This window comes from Streptomyces sp. DS1-CR2 (assembly GCF_055760475.1).
Window position 1 is genome coordinate 8,454,659 of the sequence record NZ_CM147085.1, and the last position, 21,054, is coordinate 8,475,712.

Annotated in this window: 18 protein-coding genes and 2 pseudogenes; 5 read left to right on the forward strand and 15 right to left on the reverse strand. The window is 71.2% G+C overall.

Features of this window, described 5'->3' with window-relative positions; all coding sequences use genetic code 11:
- Positions 1-152: 152 nt before the first annotated feature.
- Positions 153-341: pseudogene (locus ACY0PA_RS39485) on the forward strand (LacI family DNA-binding transcriptional regulator); the annotation flags it as partial.
- A 116-nt stretch (positions 342-457) separates the two neighbouring features.
- Here ACY0PA_RS39485 and ACY0PA_RS39490 read toward each other — a convergent pair.
- From ACY0PA_RS39490 to ACY0PA_RS39510, 5 genes and pseudogenes are all read right to left on the reverse strand, one after another.
- Positions 458-2,110 (reverse strand): amidohydrolase, encoded by a 1,653-nt coding sequence (locus ACY0PA_RS39490; protein ID WP_473082157.1) that lies wholly within the window; start codon positions 2,108-2,110, stop codon positions 458-460.
- Between the two features lie 8 nt (positions 2,111-2,118).
- Positions 2,119-3,390 (reverse strand): amidohydrolase, encoded by a 1,272-nt coding sequence (locus tag ACY0PA_RS39495; RefSeq protein WP_473082158.1) that lies wholly within the window; start codon positions 3,388-3,390, stop codon positions 2,119-2,121.
- The gene (locus ACY0PA_RS39500) at positions 3,387-4,448 is read right to left on the reverse strand and encodes an MFS transporter (protein WP_473086576.1); all 1,062 of its coding nucleotides are present in this window, start codon (positions 4,446-4,448) and stop codon (positions 3,387-3,389) included. The genes ACY0PA_RS39495 and ACY0PA_RS39500 overlap by 4 nt, the downstream gene beginning before the upstream one ends.
- Positions 4,449-4,451: 3 nt before the next feature.
- Positions 4,452-4,667: a hypothetical protein gene (locus tag ACY0PA_RS39505; RefSeq protein WP_473082159.1), complete on the reverse strand. Its 216-nt coding sequence runs from the start codon at positions 4,665-4,667 to the stop codon at positions 4,452-4,454.
- Between the two features lie 60 nt (positions 4,668-4,727).
- Positions 4,728-5,534 (reverse strand): annotated as a pseudogene (locus ACY0PA_RS39510) (class II aldolase/adducin family protein).
- Positions 5,535-5,654: 120 nt separating this feature from the next.
- On the opposite strand from ACY0PA_RS39510, the gene ACY0PA_RS39515 reads away from it, so the two are divergent.
- Positions 5,655-6,275 carry a TetR/AcrR family transcriptional regulator gene (locus ACY0PA_RS39515; protein WP_473082160.1) on the forward strand — a complete coding sequence of 207 codons (621 nt, stop codon included), beginning with the start codon at positions 5,655-5,657 and terminating at the stop codon, positions 6,273-6,275.
- 105 nt (positions 6,276-6,380) lie between these two features.
- Here ACY0PA_RS39515 and ACY0PA_RS39520 read toward each other — a convergent pair whose 3' ends face one another.
- Positions 6,381-6,509: a hypothetical protein gene (locus ACY0PA_RS39520; protein ID WP_473082161.1), complete on the reverse strand. Its 129-nt coding sequence runs from the start codon at positions 6,507-6,509 to the stop codon at positions 6,381-6,383.
- Here ACY0PA_RS39520 and ACY0PA_RS39525 point away from each other — a divergent pair.
- Positions 6,508-6,765, forward strand: a complete 258-nt coding sequence (locus tag ACY0PA_RS39525; protein ID WP_473082162.1) for a hypothetical protein — start codon at positions 6,508-6,510, stop codon at positions 6,763-6,765. The genes ACY0PA_RS39520 and ACY0PA_RS39525 overlap by 2 nt on opposite strands.
- Before the next feature lie 172 nt (positions 6,766-6,937).
- Here ACY0PA_RS39525 and exaC read toward each other — a convergent pair whose 3' ends face one another.
- The 8 genes from exaC to xylB form a co-directional block, all read right to left on the reverse strand.
- Entirely contained in the window at positions 6,938-8,461 is a 1,524-nt protein-coding gene (exaC, locus tag ACY0PA_RS39530; protein ID WP_473082163.1) for an acetaldehyde dehydrogenase ExaC, read from the reverse strand.
- A gap of 54 nt (positions 8,462-8,515) precedes the next feature.
- Positions 8,516-9,814 (reverse strand): GAF domain-containing protein, encoded by a 1,299-nt coding sequence (locus ACY0PA_RS39535; protein ID WP_473082164.1) that lies wholly within the window; start codon positions 9,812-9,814, stop codon positions 8,516-8,518.
- 157 nt (positions 9,815-9,971) lie between these two features.
- Complete coding sequence (locus ACY0PA_RS39540) at positions 9,972-10,568, reverse strand: N-acetylmuramoyl-L-alanine amidase (RefSeq protein WP_473082165.1); 597 nt, start codon at positions 10,566-10,568, stop codon at positions 9,972-9,974.
- Positions 10,569-10,636: 68 nt separating this feature from the next.
- Complete coding sequence (locus tag ACY0PA_RS39545; RefSeq protein ID WP_473082166.1) at positions 10,637-11,668, reverse strand: acetamidase/formamidase family protein; 1,032 nt, start codon at positions 11,666-11,668, stop codon at positions 10,637-10,639.
- Positions 11,665-13,176 carry an APC family permease gene (locus ACY0PA_RS39550; RefSeq protein WP_473082167.1) on the reverse strand — a complete coding sequence of 504 codons (1,512 nt, stop codon included), beginning with the start codon at positions 13,174-13,176 and terminating at the stop codon, positions 11,665-11,667. The genes ACY0PA_RS39545 and ACY0PA_RS39550 overlap by 4 nt, the downstream gene beginning before the upstream one ends.
- 256 nt (positions 13,177-13,432) lie before the next feature.
- Complete coding sequence (locus tag ACY0PA_RS39555) at positions 13,433-14,593, reverse strand: RNA-guided endonuclease InsQ/TnpB family protein (protein ID WP_473082168.1); 1,161 nt, start codon at positions 14,591-14,593, stop codon at positions 13,433-13,435.
- Positions 14,594-14,899: 306 nt separating this feature from the next.
- On the reverse strand, positions 14,900-16,105 hold the full coding sequence (locus tag ACY0PA_RS39560; protein ID WP_473082169.1) for an ROK family protein: 1,206 nt from the start codon (positions 16,103-16,105) through the stop codon (positions 14,900-14,902).
- Positions 16,106-16,181: 76 nt separating this feature from the next.
- Positions 16,182-17,621 carry a xylulokinase gene (xylB, locus tag ACY0PA_RS39565; protein WP_473082170.1) on the reverse strand — a complete coding sequence of 480 codons (1,440 nt, stop codon included), beginning with the start codon at positions 17,619-17,621 and terminating at the stop codon, positions 16,182-16,184.
- A gap of 165 nt (positions 17,622-17,786) precedes the next feature.
- Here xylB and xylA point away from each other — a divergent pair, with 165 nt between their 5' ends.
- Together xylA and ACY0PA_RS39575 are read left to right on the forward strand one after the other, a co-directional pair.
- A complete protein-coding gene (xylA, locus tag ACY0PA_RS39570) occupies positions 17,787-18,953 on the forward strand; it encodes a xylose isomerase (protein ID WP_473082171.1) in 1,167 nt (388 codons plus the stop codon).
- 203 nt (positions 18,954-19,156) lie between these two features.
- Positions 19,157-19,606, forward strand: coding sequence for a GNAT family N-acetyltransferase (locus tag ACY0PA_RS39575; protein ID WP_473086577.1), 450 nt, complete (start codon positions 19,157-19,159; stop codon positions 19,604-19,606).
- Positions 19,607-19,636: 30 nt separating this feature from the next.
- Here the strand turns inward: ACY0PA_RS39575 and ACY0PA_RS39580 are convergent, their stop codons facing one another.
- Positions 19,637-21,031, reverse strand: a complete 1,395-nt coding sequence (locus ACY0PA_RS39580; protein ID WP_473082172.1) for an NADP-dependent succinic semialdehyde dehydrogenase — start codon at positions 21,029-21,031, stop codon at positions 19,637-19,639.
- Positions 21,032-21,054 lie beyond the last annotated feature (23 nt).

The following is a 21,054-nucleotide window of genomic DNA, read 5'->3' on the forward strand; positions in this document are numbered from 1 at the left end:
GACAGGCGTTCCGGCGCTTCCTACCTTCTTCACGCGAACCGGTTCGACGACGACCCGCGCCCCTTCTCACATCCCCACCCTCACAACCGGCGGACCGGACGCCTCCTCCCTGGCGGTACGGAACCGGTTCGAGCTTCGAGCAACGAGTCGCCGTGAACATCGGTGAGATCGCCCGGCGGGCCGGTGTTTCGCGGAGCACGGTCTCCTACGCGCTGAGCGGCAAGCGCCCCGTCTCCGACGACACGCGGCGGAAGATCCAGGAGGTGGTCGACGAGTTGGGCTACCGGCCCAGCGCCAGTGCCCGCGCCCTGGCCAATGGGCGGACCCGCACCCTCGGCATGGGGTGTTCCGGGACGACGCCGGACAGTCCGTCGAGGTAGATCTCGTTCTGGTAGGCGGCGTAGGGCTCTTGTGGCGGTGAGGGGTGGGACACCGCGGGGGCCGTCCTTTCTTGCGGTCAGGACCAGGTCGGGCGTCCGCCGAGGTAAGTCGCCGTCACGGCTACCTCCTCCTGGAAGCGGTCGGGGTTCGCGGTGCGCGGGTCCGTGGTGAGGACGACGAGGTCGGCGCGCATGCCGGGGCGGAGCATGCCGATGTCGTTCTCCAGGTGGAGCTGCCAGGCGGGGTCTGCGGTGACGGCACGCAGGGCCTCCTCGACGGTGAGGCGTTCCTCGGGCCCGTGGACACGACCGCTCGGGTGGCAGCGGCGCGTGATCGCCGTGGCAACGCTGGAGAGCGGGTCGGTGGGCGAGCAGATGCCGTCGTTGTGAAGCGAGACGCGGTGGCCGGCGTCCACGGCGGACCGTGCGGCCATCCAGCGGCCTGCGACGTCCGGGCCGAACAGGTCGTCCGCCAGCACGTCCCCCCACCAGCGCACGTGGTCCATGAACAGGCTGACGGTCGCGCCGAGTCGTGCGGCGCGGCGGTACTGGTCGGCGGTGACGGCGCCGCAGTGTTCCAGCCGCGGCCGGTGTGCGCGCAGTTGCCCGGGGTCGTCGGCGGCCGCCTTCTCGTAGGCGCGCAGGACCACCTCGAAGGTGATGTCCCCGTGTACGTGGCAGGCCAGCGGGAAGCCCTGGGCGGTGAAGGCGACGGCGAGGGAGGCGAGTTCGTCGGCGCCGTAGTTCATGCTGCCGTGGGCGCAGTGGTCGAGACCGATGCGCGCGGTGGCGTCGCCCGCCCGGAAGGGGAAGCTGGTGGCGATGCTGCCCTGCCAGGGAGTGCCGTCGGCCCACAGCTTCATGCCGGAGACGCCGAACATGTCGCCTGCGGGGGCGTGGCCGGCGAACCGCCGGTCGGGGTCCGCGGCCAGCTCGGGGGTGCCCATGACGTAGGCACGTACGCGTACCTCGGCGTCCGGGTGTTCGGCGGCGGCCCGGAGGGCGGGCAGCAGCCGGGGTTCGGCGGCCATCTCGGTGACGGTGGTGATGCCGACGCGCGCGTGCCGGCCGAAGGACCAGCGCAGGGCCGCCTGGACGTGGTCGTCGTCCAGGAGGTCGTCGGCGACGGTGTTCATCAGCGCGATGACGGCCGCGCTCTCGTGCGCCTCGCCGGTGGGCTCGCCGTTCGCGTCGCGTACGAAGCGGGCGCCGGGCGGGTCGGGTGTGGCGGCCGTGATGCCTGCGGCGCGCAGGGCGGGGGTGTTGCCGTAGGCCGCGTGACCGCTGTTGGACACCACGACGAGCGGGGCGTCCGGGCTGATCCCGTCGAGCCGCGCTCGGGTGGGCGGGGCGAGATCGCGCTGGAGCAGCAGGTCGATGCCGTACGCGCCGACCGGCCGGCCGGGGGCCGCGGCCACGGTCGCGCGGATGGTGTCGTAGACCCCCCGCCCGGTCGACACGGTGAAGGGGCGGACGTCGACCGCAGGCGGCGCGATGGCGAGGCCCATGGTGGTCGGGTGGCCATGGGCCTCGACGAACCCGGGCAGGAGTGCCCGTCCTTCGAGGTTCACGACGTCGGTGCCGGGACCGCGCAGGGCGAGTACGTCGCGGGCGGCGCCCACGGCGGTGATGACACCGTCGCGTACTGCGAGGGCCTCGGCGTCGGGGGCGGCGGGGTCCATGGTGAGGACCGGGCCGCCGGTGAAGATGCGTTCGGGCGCGTCGGACATGGGCGCTCTCACTTCCCGGCGGGGTTCAGCCACGCTGCGGCCGCCAGCAACAGATGACGTACGCCCAGTTCGACGGTCGGTTCGGGGACCGGTGCGAACAGCGGCGAGTGGTTGTGCGGGATTTCCGCCGGGATTCCGTCCCCGAGGAGGTCGACGTCGTGGAAGGCGGACGGGTCGAGCCCGCCGAATATCCAGTACACCGAGGGGGCTCCGAGGCCGGCGCCGAAGGCACCGAAGTCCTCGCTGCCCGTGAGGGGTTGTTCGAGGTCCATGACGCGTTCCGGCCCGAGTCCGGCCCGGAAGGCATCCTGGACGGTGGCCGTCGCCTCGGCGTCGTTGAAGGTCAGCGGCATGCCGTTGATGACGCTGATCTCCGGTTCCTTCGGCGCCGCCGAGGCGGCGGCCTCGGCGCGCACGATCCGCTCGACGGCGTCGAGGAGCTGCCTGCGCATTACGGCCGTCGTGCTGCGGATGTTGACCGTGAGCTCGGCGGTGTCCGGAATGACGTTCTCGCGCGTTCCGGCGTGCAGCGAGGCGACGGTGACGACGGCCGACTTGTCCGCGGCCACCTCGCGGGCGACCACCGTCTGCAGGCGCATCACGGTCGCGGCGGCCATCACCACCGGATCGACGGTGGCCTCCGGGGTCGACGCGTGCCCGCCCGTGCCGTGCAGGCGTACGGCGAGGCTGTCCGCGGCGGCCATGATCGCCCCGGGGCGGATGCCGACCAGACCCGTGGGGCCTGGGGCCACGTGCTGGGCCAGGCAGACATCGGGGCGGGGGAAGCGCTCGGCGAACCGGTCCGCGACCATGGCCGGGGCCCCGCCGACCTCCTCCGCGGGCTGGAACACCGCGACGACCGTGCCGCGCCAGGCGTGCCGGTTCGCGGCAAGCAGCGCGGTCGCGCCGAGCAGACAGGTGACGTGCATGTCATGGCCGCAGGCGTGCATCACCGGCACCTCGTGGCCGGAGGCGTCCGTCGCGGTCCGGGTCGAGGCGTACGGCAGACCGGTCGCCTCCTGTACCGGCAGCGCGTCCATGTCGGCCCGGAGCAGGACTACCGGTCCGGACTCCGAGGTGAGGACGCCGACGACCCCCGTGCCTCCGACGCCCTCGGTCACGTTCCAGCCCTGCTCCCGCAGTCGGGCCGCGGCGATCCCGGCGGTGCGGAACTCCTGGTGCGACAGCTCGGGATGGGCGTGCAGGTCACGGTAGAGGTCGAGGAGCGCGGGCAGTTCGCGGTCCAGACCGTCAAGGAGAGCGGTGGGTACGGCGGTCATGATGGCTCCTTTGCGGTGGGCACGCCGACGGGCGGGGCGGGCCGGTGGAAGGCGGCGGTGAAGGACTCCGTGTCCTGCGGGGTGAATATCGCGAGTACGGCCGCGATGACCGGGCCGATGGCGAGGAGGGCGAAGGCGACTTCGAAGGAGACGGCGTCCGCGACCACGCCGAGCGCCGGGGGCACGACCATGCCGGCGACCTGCCCGCCGAAGACGATGACGGCACTGCCGACGCCGACCAGTTCGGGGGCGAGGCTGCGCAGCGGCACGGCGAAGATCGGCATGTAGCACAGGCTGGCGGCGAAGATGGCGACCGTGCCGCAGACGACGGCGCCCGCGAGGCTGGGCGAGAGCGCCATCAGGCACAGGGCGGGTGCCGCGACCGACATGGCGGGCACGATCACCTTGCGGTGGTGTCCCTCGAACCGGTCGGACAGCCGCCCGCCCAGCAGGGTGCCCACCGCGCCGGCGAGGGAGGGCACCGCCACCAGGGCGCCGGCGGAGGTGAGGGAGAGCCCGCGTTCGGTGCTGAGGTAGGTCGGGATCCAGGTGCTCAGCCCCCACATGAGAGCGGAGTAGCCGAAGAGCATCAGGGAGAACCGCCACAGCACGCGCATGCGCAGGATCTCCCCCAGCCGGACGCCGCTCGCGGCGGCCGGCGTGTCCTTGGGCCGCTCGAGCGGGGCGGGCAGCCACAGCCTTACCGCGAGATAGACGAGGACGCCCACCCCGGCGGAGAGGAGGAAGGCCCAGCGCCAGCCGACCACCGCCGCCAGCGGCGGAACGGCCAGCGGTGCGGCGACGGAGGCGAGAGCGTTGGAGCTCATGACCAGCCCGTGCGCGCCCATCCGCTCGGCGACCGATGTCCGCTCCACCAGAGCTTTCATGGAGGCGGAGGGGAAGATGCCCTCGGCGGCCCCGAAGGCGAAGCGCACCAGCAGCAGGGCGGTGAAGGACCAGGCGAGGCCGGTGAGAGCGGTGAAGAGCGACCAGGCGAGCAGCGCCCAGCAGGTGACCCGCTTGGCCCCGAACCGGTCGGCCAGCATGCCGCCGGGTATCTGTCAGGCGGCGTAGGCGACGAAGAAGACGGACACGATCAGGCCTTGACGGCCGAGATCGAGGTCGAACTCCTCACCGATGGTCGGGAGGATCACGGAGATGGCGAGCCGGTCGACGTAGTCGACGAACCAGGCCGCGAAGAGCAGGATGACGGTGGTCCTGACCGGCTTGCTCATCTTCGGCCGCGACACGGCCGAGGGGGAACGGAGGAGGGGCACGGTGTTCCTCTCTGGGACGGCCACGACGGTGCGGGGCCACGACGATCCCTGGTCCGTCGGTCAGTCGAAGAGGTCCGGCTGCTCCTCGGTGATCTGGTCCCACAGCGGCCGGAGCTGGAACCAGCCGGACAGCGGGCTGCCGATCTGCTCACGCACCTGGAGCGCGGTCTCCCGGTCGATGTGGAACGGCGTGCCGGCCGCCATGGCCAGCAGTTGCGCCTGGCAGGAGCGCTCCATGGTGATGAACTACCAGGCGGCCTCGGCCACGCTCTGACCGACCGTCAGCAGGCCGTGGTTGGCGAGGACGACCGCCTTGTGCGGGCCCAGCGCCTCGCCGATCCGCCGGCCCTCCTCCGTGTCGTTGACGACGCCGCGGAAGTCCTCGTAGAGCCCGTGGTCCTCGAAGAAGGCGCAGGCGTCCTGCGTGAGGGGGTCCAGGCGGCGGCGCAGTGCCGAGAACGCCTTGCCGTGCACGGAGTGCGCGTGCGCCGCGGCGACCACGTCTGTGCGGGCCTTGTGGACCTCGGAGTGGATACAGAAGGCGGCGCGGTTGACGGGGAGGCGGCCTTCGACGACGTTGCCGGCGTGGTCGACCAGGACGAGGTCGGAGACCCGGATCCGGCTGAAGCTCATCCCGAAGGGGTTGACCCAGAACCACTCGGGGTTCTCCGGGTCCCGGGCGGTGATGTGGCCCGCGACCCCCTCGGAGAACCCGAACCTTCCGAACAGCCGGAAGGCGGCGGCCAGTTCCTGCTTGCGGTGCAGCCGTTCCTGCTCCACCGAGTCGAAGTCGGGCGGGAGCATCGCCTGGAATCCCGGCGGCACGGGCCCGAGACCCATGTGCGGTGCGTCAGCGGACGTGGTCATCGTGGTCTCCTCAAGAGGGCCGCGGATACGAGAACGCATCGGATACGAAGGTGTATCGGATACGGTGCTGTATCGTGAGGCGGGTCACGCCGGGGTGTCAATGGCCTGGAAGGAACGGATGTGCCGAAGGGACCCACAAAGCGCCGCCCGCAGACGACAGCCCGCCTGCTTCATGCGGCTCAGGAGACGTTCGCCGAGCGCGGCTTCTACGGCTCCTCGATCGAGGTGATCTGCGAGCGGGCGGGCCTGACCCGCGGGGCCTTCTACTCCAACTACCGCAACAAGGAAGACCTGTTCTTCGCCCTGTTCGACCTGCACGCCCAGCGCGTGATCGACCGTCTGACGCGTGCGGTCGACGAACTCGACACGGCCGACGACCCCTTGCGGGCGGTCCTCACGCGCATGAGCACCGTCGACGAGACCGAGCGTCGCTGGTACCTGCTGTCCACCGAGTTCACCCTGCACGCCATCCGGCACCCCGGCACGGCCCGTTTGCTGGCTGACCATGACCGCCGCCTGCGCGAGGAGATCACCCGCCTCCTCGCCCACCTCTTCGACCGCCTCGGCCGCAGGCCCGTAGTCGACCTGGACCTGCTGGCCCGCCTCACCGCGGCCGTCCACGAAGGCTCCCTGGCCCAGAGCCTCGTCGAACCCGACCACCTGGCCCCCGAGAAACTGGCGGTCACCTTCCTGCCGGCGCTGCTGAACACGGTCTCGGAGCCGGTGACCGCGGAAAGCTGAAGAGGACATGCGGCGACCGCCACGTGGTCGCCCGGCGGACTGAGGCGCTGCGGCCCGTGCTCCCGGTGACGCCGCCTCGGAGAACGGTCACTGACAGCTCCGGCGTCAGTCGTCGGCGTGCAGGATCGCCGGCGGGTACCGGCGCTGCGGCTCCCCCGGTGGCAGTTGCTCCGCTTCGATGAGGGTCTGCATCATCGCGCCTTCGTGGAGGGCGATGATCAGCCGGGCGAGCATGTCGATGTCAGCGTCCGCGGGCCGTCCGATGCGTGCGAAGAAAACACCGTCAGGAGTTCGGCGACACGGACGCGGTGACGTCGGCCGGGCCACTTTCTACGCCCATTACCGTGACAAGGAGGTCCTGCTCGTCGGCATCGTCCAGGTCCTCGCCGAGGACCGCATCCGCTACGAGCGACGCGCCGACCTCCACCGAGGTCTCCTCGAACTCGCCTGCAGCATCATCTGCCTCCGACGACTCCGGGCGGCATTCTGAAACGATCAATAAGTCGGGGTCTTGGTCCGCGACTGGTCCGGAACAGCTGGTCAGGAGTGGGATTGCTGTGAGGGACTGGGAGTTACCACGCAAGTCAGGCTCAGGTCTGAGTTGATCGAGCGAAAGGCGCCTGACGGGCAAAAGCCCAGGTCAGGCGCCCTTTCTTGTGCCCCTAGAAGAACCCGAGCTTCTGCGCCGAGTACGACACCAGAAGGTTCTTGGTCTGCTGGTAGTGCTCCAGCATCATCTTGTGGTTCTCGCGGCCGATGCCCGACTGCTTGTAGCCGCCGAAGGCGGCGTGGGCCGGGTACGCGTGGTAGCAGTTCGTCCAGACACGGCCCGCCTGGATCGAACGGCCCGCGCGGTACGCCGTGTTGATGTCGCGGGTCCACACGCCCGCGCCGAGGCCGTACAGCGTGTCGTTGGCGATTTTGATGGCGTCGTCGTAGTCGGCGAACGGGGCGACCGAGACGACCGGGCCGAAGATCTCCTCCTGGAAGATCCGCATGCGGTTGTTGCCCTCGAAGATGGTGGGCTGGACGTAGTAGCCGCCTGCCAACTCGCCGTCGTATTCGATGCGCTGACCGCCCGTCAGAACCTTCGCGCCCTCCTGCTGGCCGATGTCCAGGTAGGAGAGGATCTTCTGGAGCTGGTCGTTGGACGCCTGGGCGCCGATCATCGTGTCGGTGTCGAGCGGGTTGCCCGGCCTGATGGCCTCCGTGCGCGCGATCGCCGCGTCGAGGAACTCGCTGTAGTGGCCCTGCTGGATCAGCGCCCGGGAGGGACACGTGCAGACCTCGCCCTGGTTGAGGGCGAACATGGTGAAGCCCTCGAGGGCCTTGTCGCGGAAGTCGTCGTCCTTCGCCCACACGTCGTCGAAGAAGATGTTCGGCGACTTGCCGCCGAGTTCGAGGGTGACCGGCTTGATGTTCTCGGACGCGTACTGCATGATCAGCCGGCCCGTCGTCGTCTCGCCGGTGAACGCGACCTTCGCCACGCGGGCGCTGGACGCGAGCGGCTTGCCCGCCTCCACGCCGAAGCCGTTGACGACGTTCACGACGCCCGCCGGCAACAGGTCGGCGACCAGGCTCAGCCAGTAGTGGATGGACGCCGGGGTCTGCTCTGCGGGCTTGAGGACCACCGCGTTGCCCGCGGCGAGGGCCGGAGCCAGCTTCCAAGTGGCCATCAGGATCGGGAAGTTCCACGGAATGATCTGCGCCACCACGCCGAGCGGCTCGTGGAAGTGGTACGCGATCGTGTCGTCGTCGATCTCGCTGAGCGAGCCCTCCTGGGCGCGCAGGGCGCCTGCGAAGTAGCGGAAGTGGTCGATGGCGAGCGGGATGTCGGCGGCGAGCGTCTCGCGGACCGGCTTGCCGTTCTCCCAGCTCTCGGCGACCGCCAGCTTCTCCAGATTCGCCTCCATCCGGTCGGCGATCTTGAGGAGGATGTCGGCGCGGGCGGTGGGCGACGTACGGCCCCAGGCGGGCGCGGCGGCGTGCGCCGCGTCGAGGGCGCGCTCGACGTCCGCCTCGGTGCCCCTGGCGATCTCCGTGAACGGCTTCCCGTTGACCGGGCTCGGGTTCTCGAAGTACTGGCCGAGGGCCGGCGGCACGTACTCGCCGCCGATGAAGTGGTCGTAGCGGGCCTGGTAGGAGACGACTGAGCCGTTGGTACCGGGCGCTGCGTAAAGGGTCATCTTGGCTGGCCTCCCGTGCGAGCCGCCCGCCGTTGGGCAGCTTTCGCACGGAGGCTAGGCGCGCGGACGTTGCAGATACGTTGCGTACGACGTCGGGGGGCGGGGCGCGGCCTGGTCCGCGTCGAGTTCCCTGAGGCGGGCAAGGACGGGCGGCGCGGGACGCACCGAGGCCAGCGCCCGCCACACGTCGAGGTCCTCCTCGCCCCACGGTGCGTGCGCCCAGTCCGCCAGCAGGTCGGGGTCGCCCCGCGCGATGAGCGCGGCCCGTATCTCGTCGGTGAGCCTGCGCCGTATACGAACGACGGCAGGGGCCTGTGAGCCGGGCAGCAGCGGTCCGCCGAACGCGGCGGCGGCCGCCGTCACCGCGCCCGTCCCCAGGCGCCGCTCGACCGTCCCGAAGTCGGACTCGACGGGCGCCGCCAGGCGGTAGGGGCGCGAGCCGAGGATGTCCGGGCCGAGAACCCGGCGCAGGCGCGCCAGTTCGGCCCGCAGCGTCACAGGTGTGACCGACTCGTCCTCGTACAGGGCGCACAGCAGCTCGTCGCCGGTCAGGCCCTCCGGGTGGCGGGCCAGCAGGACGAGGATCTCGCTGTGCCGGCGGCTGAGGCGGATCTTGCGTCCGCCGCTCGTGATGAGGAGCGCCTCGTTCCGGCCGAGCGCGGTGAGCCGGAGGCTGTCCGCGTCCGAAGGCGGCGGCGCGAGCAGCGCCAGCTGGGACTCCGCCGCACGGGCCACCGCCTGCACGAACGCCAGGCTGTGCGGATGAGCAAGCCCGTCCCCGCCCGTGATGTCGACGGCGCCGAGCAGCCGCCCCGAACGCGGATCGTGCACGGGGGCCGCCGCGCAGGTCCACGGCTGGACGCGCCGGATGAAGTGCTCGGCGGCGAACACCTGGACGGGCCGGTCGACCGCCACGGCCGTGCCCGGCGCGTTCGTCCCCATCGCCGTCTCCGACCAGCGCGCGCCCGGCACGAAGTTCATCTTCCCCGCCCGCTGCCGCGTCATCCTGTCGCCCTCGACCCACAGGAGCCTGCCGTGCGCGTCACACACGGCGAGCAGATGCTCGCCGTCCTGGGCGAACGTACCCATGAGTTCACGGAACAGCGGCATGACCCGGGCCAGCGGATGCTCGGCGCGGTACGCCCCGAGGTCGCCGTCGTTCAGCTCCACCGACGCCGAGGCGTCCGGGCTGACGTGTGCTCCGGCGGAGCGCCGCCAGGAATCGGCCACCACGGAGCGCACCGGGCGGGACACGGTCCCCGCGGCGGTGAACGTCTCGTGCGCGCGGCGCAGGACCCGTACCCGCTCGGACGGATCGGTGCCCGGCTCCAGGGCCACCCATGGATCGGTCAAGTCGGCCTCCCCGGCGGGCGATGCGGCGGTGCATCGCTGTGGGGACATCGTCGCGCCGGGGACGCATACGGACAAGCGTCCCGACACTGATCCGCACGGATGCGTCACAGCGCGTGCGCGCCGGGCAGGCCGACCCCGCTGCGCTCCTGGCCACTGCTCAGGCGAAGTTGACCATCCTGATGTAGCGGGACCAGTGCCAGTACGGGCCCGGGTCGGTGTGGTCCGTGCCGGGGACCTCGTAGTGCCCGAGGATGTGCTGGCGGTCCCTGGGTATGCCGTACTTGGCGCAGATCGCGGCGGTCAGATCGGCCGACGACTGGTAGAGCGCGTCGGTGAAGTACTCCGGCTGGTCGACCCAGCCTTCGTGCTCGATGCCGATGCTTCGGGTGTTGTAGTCCCAATTCCCCGCGTGCCAGGCGATGTTGCGCTCGCGGACGCACTGGGCGATGTGGCCGTCGGACGAGCGGACCGCGTAGTGCGCGGAGACCTTCTTGGCCGGGTTCTGGAAGATGGCCAGGGCGTCGGCGTACGTCTCCTGGGTCACGTGAATGATCACGTAGTTCAGGGGATAGCTGGTGGGGCGGCTGGACGCCGTGTAGTTGGAGGTGCTGGCAGGGACGGACTCGGCGCCCGGATAGTCGACGGCCTGCGCCCCGGCGGAGGCGCGGGCGGCGGGGAGCAGTGCTGCGGGCACGGCGGCGAGCGCGCCGGCCTGCAGTAACCGGCGCCGGCTCGGAAGTGGCCTTCGGTCCATGACTGGTCTGCCTCTCTGGTGGGGACGGTGGGGCAGGGTTCTGTCTGCGAACAGCGAACGGTGGGTCGTCAGAAGGTGCGGTGGTCCGGGCGGGGGAGCATCGCGGCGACGTCCCTCAAGTGCGCGTGCAGCCCGCGATGCGTCTCCCGCGCCGGCAGCCACTCCTTGCGGAGCTTCGCCACGCACGTGTAGTTCGTGTCGCAGACGTTGGCGAGCGGCGACTCGACGGTCTGCGAGGCGAACTGGTAGGCGTCCAGCTCACTGAAGCCGTAGTCGCGCTCCAGCCAGCGCACCAGGTCGAGTTGGGATATCCGGAACGCGTCCTCGAGGGGCCGCGCCGACCCGGTCGAGATGATGTGCGTGTCCGACTCGATGCGCGGCCACGGCGTGGCGACGCCCTTGAGGAGCTCGACGATCACGACGGTCCGCATGGCGCACTCGACGGCGACACCGCACGTCTCGCCCTCGCCCTGCCGCGCGTGCCCGTCGCCGAGGCTGAGCAGCGCGCCCTCGACGTTCACCCCGAGGTAGCAGGTGACGCCCGCCCGCATTTCCGGCGAGTCCATGTTGCCGCCGTGCGCGTCCGGGACGAGGGCCGAGCGGACCTCGAGGTTCGCCGGTGCCACGCCGACCGTTCCGTGCATCGGGTCCATCGGCAGCTCGACCTGGAGGTCGCTGTCGTGCGCGGTGAACCGGGCGGTGCGTCGTTCCCGGTCGAGGTGCCACATCCATACGACCTCGGGCAGCGGCGGCTGGAGCGTGGCGGTGGTGTGGGTGGACGTGAGGGCGCCGAAGAGCGGGACTGTCGTGGACGCCGCCCAGTCGCGGGCCGGCTCGACGGAGACGAAGTGCACCGCGACCGTGTCGCCGGGTTCGGCGCCCTCGATGTGGAAGGGCCCGGTCTGCGGATTGAGGAACGGGAACTCGCACACCTGCGACACCAGGTCCTTCTCGGACCGCACCCGCCCGTCGAAACAGTCCTCCGTGTACAGGTCCAGGACCGTGCCCGGCGCGATCCGGGCGACGGGCGGCGCGCCGCCGAACGTGTAGGAGTACTCGCCCGGTTCGGGCCGCACGGTCAGGATCCTGGGGTCGTTCATCGCTGTGCTGCTCCGCTCTGTGAGGTGGGTGCGTCAGGGCCCGGGTCCGGTTCTCCGTCCGGTGCGTCGTCGTCGAGATGGACGCGTCCGGTCTGCGCTATACGTTCCGGATGGCGCCGCAGGAGCACTGCGAGCACCACGACCCCCGCGAGCATCCACACGGCGACGACCGGGCCCGCGTAGGAAACCGGCGCCGTCAGCTCCGACACGAAGTCGAAGACCGGCAGGCCCGCGGCCGTCAGCAGCGCGGGCACGAAGGCGACGATGCCGAGGAGCGGGAGAACGAGATGGCGCACCGGGCGCAGCGCGGAGCGACCGCGGCGCAGGAAGTACCCGGAACAGGCGAGGTTCGCCACGATGTACACACCGATGATGACCGTGACGATCACCGTCGCCAGGAGCAGGAACGCCGTCACCGGGTCGTAGGCGAAACCGAGCCCGAGCATCGCCGCGACCGCGACGACGAACTGGACGGCGACGCCGGTGACGGGGGAGCGGCGCACCGGGTGCAGACCCGCGAAGCCGCTAGGGAAGACGCCGATCCGTCCGAGGGCGAACGCCGTGCGTGTCGAGACGTTGGCGCACGCGTTGGCGTTCGCGATCGTCGAGTTCACCACCGCCAGGAACACCAGGACCCAGAAGAGGCCGAACGAGGCGCGGGCCACGCCCTCCCACGACGCGGCGCCCTCCGCTCCGAACGTCGCGAACCTGCCGGGCCCGAAGTACACCGACATCGCGTACGTCGTCAGTACGTAGAAGACCCCGATCGCCAGAGCGGCCCCGAGGACCGCCCGGTGCATGGTGCGCCGCGGGTCGCGGGCCTCCTCGGCGAGGGGCGCCGCCGCCTCGAACCCGGCGAACGCCAGCACCGTGTACACCGAACCGGCGAAGACGCCGCTCAGACCCCCGTATCCCGGTGCCGTGTGAGAAGTGCCGAACACCGAAAGGGTGTTGTCGTTGCCCGCCTTCGAGATCAGCAGGATCGCGAAGGCCAGGAAGACGACGACTTCGAAGGCGCCGAGCACCGTCCCGAAGCGGGCCGACGCGCGCACTCCGAAGTAGCCCGCCACGGCGATGATCACGGCTCCGGCGAGCGACCACGGCCACCACAGATCCGCCGGGTACGACGACCACTCGCTGTGCAGCGTCCCGGCCGTGGTGAAGCCCAGTTGCAGCAGAAGCAGAGGCGGCACGAGGGCCTCGACGAACACATAGCCCCAGCCGACGAGGAACCCCACGCTCGGATGGAGGCCGCGCGCGGCGTACGTCGATACGGAGCCGGCCGCGGGCAGTTCGCGTGCCAGCTCCGCCACGCACGACGCGGTGAACAGGCAGGCCACCAGCGCGATCAGCACGGACAGCGGCAGACTGCCGCCCGCGAACGCCGTACCCGCCGGGATCGACGCGGCGACCGCAGCCGCCGGCGCCATCGCCGTGATGCTCTGGAACAGGACCTCACGCAGCCCGATCGCCCCGCGCCGCAGTCCCGTTCCGTTCTGAACGCCCACCCCCGACACCTGAATCCCCCGATCCACGTGACCGCGCCACCGCGCCGAGGCGGTGGCGTCCCGCGTGAATTACGTTAAGGGCCTTGGCGGTTGGGGCGGAAGAGGGCGCGGCGCGCCTGCGGATAACTCGCCGGTTGTCACCTTCTCGGCCGTAAGCGACCGAGCTTGTTCGCTCTGAGTCGTTTACGCGTTGTCGCGCTCCCGACTGTCCCCTACGACGGGACGGTCACGGGTCGCATCTCCCCTTCGGCTCCGGCTATGCCGGGGCGGCGGGGACGGGCATGGTGACGAATGCCCACGCCGAGCGTGCGCGATCTCGCACGTTGACCCCGGCGACGGCGTCGGCGGGTCCAGCGAGACCGCACCGACGACAACGAAAGTGCTCCCGGGTGGGCCGGTTGGCCTTCCCGGTGTGGCCGCAGCGCGGGCAGCGCTGCGAGGTATAGGCCGGATCCACCTCGAGGAAAGCCACCCCGGCCTGTCGGGCTTTGTAGGCGAGGTGCTGACCGAGCTGGTGGAAGGGCCAGGAGGAGAGCGTGCCGCGCTGGTCGCGTCGAAGCCGTACCCGGTCCCGGATCCCGTCGAGTTCCTCGACGGCGATGCCGCGGCCGGTGCGTTGCGCGACCGACACGATCTCCTTGCTGATGCGGTGGTTCAGGTGGGTGGCATGCCGCTGCTCTCTTGTCGATCGCCGGGCCAGGCGGCGGGTGGCCGAGCGGGTCTGCTTCATCTGTAGCTCGGCCCGTTTGCGGGCGCACCAGTTCCGGTACCGGCGCAGGCCGCGGCCCTGGTAGTTGACGCCGTCGGAGGTCGTGGCGAGGTTGACGATCCCGCGGTCGACACCGATCCAGTCCACCGGCTCCCTCACGTCGGGTTCGGGCAGGTCGCAGGTGGCGATCAGGAACCACTTCCCGCCGCGCTGCACAAGATCGGACTCACCCTTGCGGTGCTCCTGCAGGACCTTCAGCTGACCGGCGGAGCCGGTGTAGCGCAGGGCCTTCATCCGGCCCTCGACCGTCCAGATCGACACGGTGCGTGCATCCTGCTGCCAGGACAGGCAGCGGTCATCGAACGGCTGCGCCGCCCCGGGCCAGAAGCTGACCGGGCTGCTCACCGCCCTGCGGTAGCGCTTCGAGTTGGCCTTCCCGAGGAGTCCGGCCCTGGCCTGCGCGGTCAGCGTGGTGTAGGCGTCGACGACCTTCTTCACCACCCGCACCGCGGGCTGCGCCGACAGCCCAAAAGCCGCCTTGATGTGCGTGTAGAGGAGTTTCTGCAGCCCGTTGCGGTCCTTCACACCCGTGTCGAACGCCACGGATGCGACGTGGGTGGCGGCCCGGTTACAGGCATGCAGGGTCGCTTCCAGAGCCGCCGCCTGCTCGGGCGTCGGCAGCAGCTTGACCTGCACCACCAGCTTCATGACATCCGACGCTAGAGCCAACACCCGTACACACAACCGGCTTTCGTATTCTTGTGCGCGATCTGGTGACGTCCCGGACGGGTGTTCGCCTTTCCGGCGCCGCAGAACCGATCGCGGGCGCTCCGCGCCCTTTGCGAAACGACGGGATACGGCGACGCTCCGCGTCGCGAGCACAGGAGTCGATTCCTCCCTGGCGTGAACGCCGGGGCCTCCTCGACAGAACCAGGTGAACAACCGCACGTCAGAGGTCCGAACCTCTGGCACTTCCGCGCCGCGGCACGAGGGTGTCCCACGGCCACCGGCGTCCTACGAGGCCACCGCCACCGGATCGTCGAGCACCGCCCGCACCACCGAGTGCGCCGCGCCCAGCAGAGGGCCGTCGGACCCCAGGCGCGACACCGTCACCCCGTCGGCCGGTGTCGCCGTTCGGCGCGTCAACTCCCGCTCCAGCGCGGGCAGTAGCCATGGCGCGAGCCGCGACAGCGCCCCGCCGAGCACGACCGCCCGAGGGTCGAGGAGGTTCACCGCCCCGGTCAGCGCGATGCCCAGGGCGGCCCCGGCCCCGCGCAGCGCGCGCCGCGCACCCGTGTCCCCTGCCGCGGCGCGCTCGGCGAGCAGGCCCACCCGGTCCTCGCCGGGACCGAGGCCCGCCGCGCGCAGCACGGCCTCCTCGCCCGCGTACTGCTCCAGGCAGCCGCGCCCGCCGCACGGGCACGCCGGGCCCTCCGGGCGGACCGGAACGTGCCCCAACTCGCCCGCGAATCCACGGGTTCCGCGCAGCAGCTTGCTGTCGACGACGAGCGCCGCGCCGATGCCGATCTCGGCCGAGACGTGCAGGAAGTCGGCGGGGGTCTCCTCGCCGAGCCAGAGCTCGGCGAGGGCCCCGAAATTCGCCTCGTTGTCGACGCTCAGCGGCAGAACGGACCGTAGCTCGGTCGGTGTCGGCAGCAGCGCGGAGACGTCCGTGTCGTGCCAGTCCAGGTTGGGCGCCCGGACCACCGTGTGCGTGCCGCGCGCGACCAGGCCCGGCACCGCGACCGCGAGGCCCGCCGGGCGCAGCCCCTCCCGTTCGGCACGGGCCGTCACCTCCCGGATCAGCACGGACAGTTCCTTGAGGACGGGGCCGGGCGCGCGCCCGCGGTTGGCGACGCGGCGCACGGCACGCGCGCGTACCTCGCCGCTCAGATCGACCGCGCACACCGCGAGATGGTCGACACCGACCTCGGCCCCGATCCCGGCGGGACCGCTGCGGCTGACGACGAGCGCCGAGCCGGGACGCCCCACCCTGCCGGGCCGCTGCGGGCCGAGCTCCTCGATCAGACCCGACCGGATCAGTTCGTCGACGAGCGTCGAAACCGCGGCCCTGGTCAGCCCGATGTGCTGGGCGACCGTGGCCCGCGACAGCGGTCCGTCCGTGGCGACGGCGTGCATGACCCGCGAGAGGTTGCGCCGGCGCATGCCCTGCTGGGTGTCGGGCGTGCCGGGCCGGGGCTCGTGCAGTGGTGCGGTCATGCCTCCGGACGCTCCCATGGGGTCGGGCCGGCGCACGCGGCCGTCGGCTTTCCTGGATCCTCGGTCGGCAAGGTGGTCAGCGCGGACCCCTGTCCAGGAGCGGGGCCGCGTCGGAGAGTACCCCGGAGATCCGCGCCAGCGCCGCCGCGTCCTGCTCCACAGGATCCAGAACAGGCCCCTGCGCCGTTCCCCAGCGCCGCGCCACCGCCGCCGGGTCCTCCCCGGTCAACAGCCCGGCGGCCTGTGCCGCGGCGCCAAGCGCGACCAGCTCGCGGGCCTCGGGCACCTGCACGGCACGGCCCGAGAGCCGTCGCACGGTCTGCTGCCAGGCCGTTCCCCGGGCGCCGCCCCCGATGAGCAGCAGCGGCACGGACAGGTCGGCGTCAGCGTCGAGGACGAGGTTCAGCGCGCCCAGGAGCGCGTGGACGGCGCCGTCGTAGGCGGCCTGCAGGAGCTGGCCTCCCGTGGTGTCGTGCCGCAGTCCGTGCAACAGCCCGGAGGCGTTCGGCAGATCGGGGGTGCGCTCGCCGTCCAGGTACGGCAGCAGCGTGATGTCGCCGCCGGGTTCCACGGCCTCGCGGTCCAGGCCGAGCAGCGCGGCGACCCGGTCGACGGCCAGCGTGCAGTTCAGGGTGCACGCGAGCGGCAGCCAGTCGCCGCGCGCGTCGGCGAAGCCGGCGACGGTGCCGGTCGGGTCCGCGGGACGGTGCCGCGACACCGCGTACACCGTGCCGGACGTGCCGAGGCTGAGGACCGGGGTGCCGGGCCGGAGTCCGAGGCCGAGGGCGGCCGCCGCGTTGTCGCCCGTGCCTGCGGCTACCAGCGTCCCCTTGGAGAAGGGCAGTTCACCCGAGCCGTGGACCGTACCGGCCACCTCTCCGGGGCGCACGACCCGGGGGAGCAGCGCCGGATCGAGCCCCACGCGCGCGAGGATGTCGTCGTCGTACGACTCCGTGGCCGAGGCCCACCAGCCCGTGCCCGAGGCGTCGCCCCGGTCCGTCGTGCCGTCGCCGGTCAGCCGCTGTGTGAGGTAGTCGTGCGGCAGCCGCACAGCGGCCGTAGCGCGTACGGCGTCCGGCTCGTGCTCGGCCAGCCATGCCCACTTGGTGACGGTGAACGAGGCCCCGGGCACACTGCCCACCCGCTCGGCCCACGCCTTGGGCCCGCCCATCTCGTCGATGAGGCGGCGGGCCTGGGGAGCCGAGCGCACATCGTTCCAGAGCAGCGCGGGACGCACCGGCCGGCCGGCGGCGTCGAGCGTGACGAGGCCGTGCTGCTGACCGCCGACCGACACCGCGGAGGCCCGGTGCGCCGCCTCACCGCACTGCCGCAGCGCCTCGCACAGGGCGGTCCACCACTGCTCGGGGTCGCTTTCGCGGCCCTGCCCCGCGCTCACCGTGTGCGGCGCCTGGCCGCTGGCCACGACCGCGCCCGTGGCGGCGTCGACGACCAGGGCCTTCGTGGACTGCGTGGAGCTGTCCACCCCGACGACGAGTGGTCCATCGGCTGATGACATCTGGTTCTCCCGTTCCCGACAAGACGATTCCGTGGCTGTCCGAGGTACATGTGCGACAGAGCGTTCACCCATGCTCTCCCGAGATGCCTCTTCCCAGCGACGTGTGTGCATACTAATTTGTAAAGTGCCATGACGAAATAGGCATGACTGACGAGGAGCCGCGACATGACGTACCGACCCACCCCCGACGACAAGTTCAGCTTCGGCCTGTGGACGGTCGGCTGGCAGGGACGCGACCCGTTCGGCGACGCCACGCGCGCCGCCCTCGACCCGGCCGAATCCGTGCGGCGCCTGGCCGACCTCGGCGCCTACGGGGTGACGTTCCACGATGACGACCTGATCCCCTTCGGGGCCTCGGACACCGAGCGCGAGTCCCACGTCAAGCGCTTCCGCCAGGCCCTCGACGCCACCGGCCTGATCGTCCCGATGGCCACCACGAACCTCTTCACGCACCCCGTCTTCAAGGACGGCGCGTTCACCGCGAACGACCGTGACGTACGCCGGTACGCCCTGCGCAAGACCATCCGCAACATCGATCTCGCCGTCGAACTCGGCGCGAAGACGTACGTGGCCTGGGGCGGCCGCGAGGGAGCCGAATCCGGCGCGGCCAAGGACGTACGGGCCGCGCTCGACCGGATGAAGGAGGCGTTCGACCTGCTCGGCGAGTACGTCGTTGAGCAGGGCTACGACCTGAAGTTCGCGATCGAGCCGAAGCCGAACGAGCCGCGCGGCGACATCCTCCTGCCCACTGTCGGCCACGCCCTCGCCTTCATCGAGCGCCTGGAGCGGCCCGAGATGTACGGCGTGAACCCGGAGGTGGGCCACGAGCAGATGGCGGGGCTCAACTTCTCGCACGGCATCGCCCAGGCACTGTGGGCGGGCAAGCTCTTCCACATCGACCTCAACGGCCAGACGGGCATCAAGTACGACCAGGACCTCCGCTTCGGCGCGGGCGACCTGCGCTCGGCGTTCTGGCTGGTCGACCTGCTGGAGACCGCCGGGTACGAGGGGCCGCGGCACTTCGACTTCAAGCCGCCGCGCACCGAGGACTACGACGGCGTGTGGGCGTCGGCCGAGGGCTGCATGCGCAACTACCTGATCCTGCGCGAGCGGGCGGCCGCGTTCCGGGCCGACCCGGAGGTTCAGGAGGCGCTGCGCGCCTCGCGGCTCGACGAGCTGGTGCAGCCCACCGCCGCCGACGGCCTGTCGGGGCTGCTCGCCGACGCGAGCGCCTTCGAGGGCTTCGACGTGGAGGCGGCCGCCGCCCGCGGCATGGCCTTCGAGCGCCTCGACCAGCTGGCCATGGACCACCTGCTGGCGGCCCGCGGCTGACCGTCACGCGCGCGTAGTGCCCGGTTCGGCCCCCGTCCGCTCCCGTGCGGGGGCCGAACCTCAGCTGTTGCCCCCGGGCGGCGCACCGGGACTCACGTGGCCTCTGTGATACTTCGGCGATGGACATACGCACGACGGAGTACGCGGAACCGCCTGGTCAGGAGGGTTCCGAGGCATGCCGGCCGCCCAGTGTCCGGTGGGAGCTGAGGGCTGCCGAGCCCGCCGACGTGGAGCCGATCGCCGAGCTGCGCGCCGTGGTCATGCGACCGGACCTGGTGCGTCTCGGCCGCTTCGACGAGCACCGAGTCCGGCAGCGGCTGCGCGACACCTTCTCCGTGCGGTACACCTCCGTCGTCCTGGTCGATGGCGCGTTCGTGGGCAGCGTCACGATGCGCCCGGCGCAGTCCGGGGGCCAGTGGATCGAGCACTTCTACCTCGCCCCGGAACAGCAGGGCAGGGGTCTGGGCACGGCCGTCCTGCGCGCACTGCTCGACCGGGCCGACGCGGCGGGCGAGACCGTACGCCTGGACGTCATCCAGGGAAGCGCGGCCCGCCGCCTCTACGAGCGCCACGGGTTCACCCTCGAATCGGAGGACCCGATCGACGTGTTCATGGTGCGTGCCCCACGGGTCATGCCAGAGGCCCGCCCCTGACCCCTGACCTCAAGGGCCGGCGCGGACGGTTCAGGCCCCGACCCACACCGTAGTGATGTTGCAGAACTCGTGGATTCCGTGGGCCGAGAGCTCCCTGCCGTAGCCGGAGCGCTTGACGCCGCCGAACGGGAAGGCCGGGTGTGAGGCTGTCATTCCGTTGACGTAGACGCCGCCCGCCTCGATGTCGCGGGCGAAGCGGTCGATCTCCGCCGCGTCATGGGTCCACACGTTGGAACTCAGCCCGAACGGCGTGTCGTTGGCCAGGGCGACGGCCTCGTCCAGGTCGCCGACGCGGTACAGCGTGGCGACCGGGCCGAAGGTCTCCTCGCGGTGGATGCGCATGTCATGTGTGATGTCGGTGACGACCGTCGGCTCGTAGTACCAGCCGCTCTTCGCGTACGCCTCGGGGCGCCGGCCGCCGCACAGCACCGTCGCGCCGCACTCCACGGCGTCGTCCACGAGTGCTTCCAGGTCGGCGCGGCCCTGCTCGCTGGCGAGCGGCCCGACGTCGGTGTTCTCGTCCATCGGATCGCCCACCCGCAGGTCCCGCATCCCGGAGACGAACAGCTCGGCGAACTCGTCGTACACGTCCGTGTGCACGATGAACCGCTTCGCCGCGATGCACGACTGCCCGTTGTTCTGCGCCCGCGCGGTCACAGCGACCTTCGCGGCCTTCGCCACGTCGGCCGACGGCATAACGACGAACGGGTCGCTGCCGCCCAGCTCAAGGACTGTCTTCTTGACCTCGTCGCTCGCGATCGAGGCGACGGAACGTCCCGCCGGCTCGCTCCCGGTCAGCGTCGCCGCCACGACCCGCTCGTCGCGCAGTACGCCCTCGACCGCGCGCGAGCCGATGAGCAGCGTCTGGAAACACCCGTCGGGGAACCCGGCCCTGCGGAACAGGTCCTGGAGGTAGAGCGCGGTCTGCGGCACGTTCGACGCGTGCTTGAGCAGTCCCACGTTTCCTGCCATCAGGGCGGGCGCGGCGAACCGTACGACCTGCCACAGCGGGAAGTTCCACGGCATGACGGCGAGGACGACGCCCAGCGGCCGGTAGCGGACATGGGCGCTGACCGCTCCGGAGTCCTCTATATCTTTGGCCGAGGGGTGCTCGTCGGTGAGGAGCTCCTGCGCGTGCTCCGCGTACCAGCGCATCGCCTTCGCGCACTTCGCGGCCTCCGCGCGGGCCGCCACGACGGGCTTGCCCATCTCGGTGGTCATGACGCGCGCGATGTCGTCACGGTCCGCGTCGAGCAGGTCCGCGGCGGCCTGGAGCAGCCGGGCCCGTTCGAAGAACGTGGTGGTGCGGTACGTGCGGAACGTGCCGGCGGCGAGAAGGAGCCGGTGCTCGATCTCCTCGTCGGTCAGGGCGTCGTACGTCTTGAGCGTCTCGCCGTTCGCGGGGTTGACCGTCGCGATGGGCATGGGGTGACCTCCTCTGCGCGGTG

What these genes read in the sequence shown, in the direction of transcription:
- ACY0PA_RS39555 (WP_473082168.1), bottom strand. Translation starts at nt 14,593, where the DNA reads ATGAAGCTGGTGGTGCAGGTCAAGCTGCTGCCGACGCCCGAGCAGGCG.
- ACY0PA_RS39540 (WP_473082165.1), bottom strand. Translation starts at nt 10,568, where the DNA reads ATGGACCGAAGGCCACTTCCGAGCCGGCGCCGGTTACTGCAGGCCGGC.
- ACY0PA_RS39495 (WP_473082158.1), bottom strand. Translation starts at nt 3,390, where the DNA reads ATGACCGCCGTACCCACCGCTCTCCTTGACGGTCTGGACCGCGAACTG.
- ACY0PA_RS39580 (WP_473082172.1), bottom strand. Translation starts at nt 21,031, where the DNA reads ATGCCCATCGCGACGGTCAACCCCGCGAACGGCGAGACGCTCAAGACG.
- ACY0PA_RS39560 (WP_473082169.1), bottom strand. Translation starts at nt 16,105, where the DNA reads ATGACCGCACCACTGCACGAGCCCCGGCCCGGCACGCCCGACACCCAG.
- exaC (WP_473082163.1), bottom strand. Translation starts at nt 8,461, where the DNA reads ATGACCCTTTACGCAGCGCCCGGTACCAACGGCTCAGTCGTCTCCTAC.
- ACY0PA_RS39545 (WP_473082166.1), bottom strand. Translation starts at nt 11,668, where the DNA reads ATGAACGACCCCAGGATCCTGACCGTGCGGCCCGAACCGGGCGAGTAC.
- xylA (WP_473082171.1), top strand. Translation starts at nt 17,787, where the DNA reads ATGACGTACCGACCCACCCCCGACGACAAGTTCAGCTTCGGCCTGTGG.
- ACY0PA_RS39490 (WP_473082157.1), bottom strand. Translation starts at nt 2,110, where the DNA reads ATGTCCGACGCGCCCGAACGCATCTTCACCGGCGGCCCGGTCCTCACC.
- xylB (WP_473082170.1), bottom strand. Translation starts at nt 17,621, where the DNA reads ATGTCATCAGCCGATGGACCACTCGTCGTCGGGGTGGACAGCTCCACG.
- ACY0PA_RS39520 (WP_473082161.1), bottom strand. Translation starts at nt 6,509, where the DNA reads ATGCTCGCCCGGCTGATCATCGCCCTCCACGAAGGCGCGATGATGCAG.
- ACY0PA_RS39525 (WP_473082162.1), top strand. Translation starts at nt 6,508, where the DNA reads ATGTCGATGTCAGCGTCCGCGGGCCGTCCGATGCGTGCGAAGAAAACA.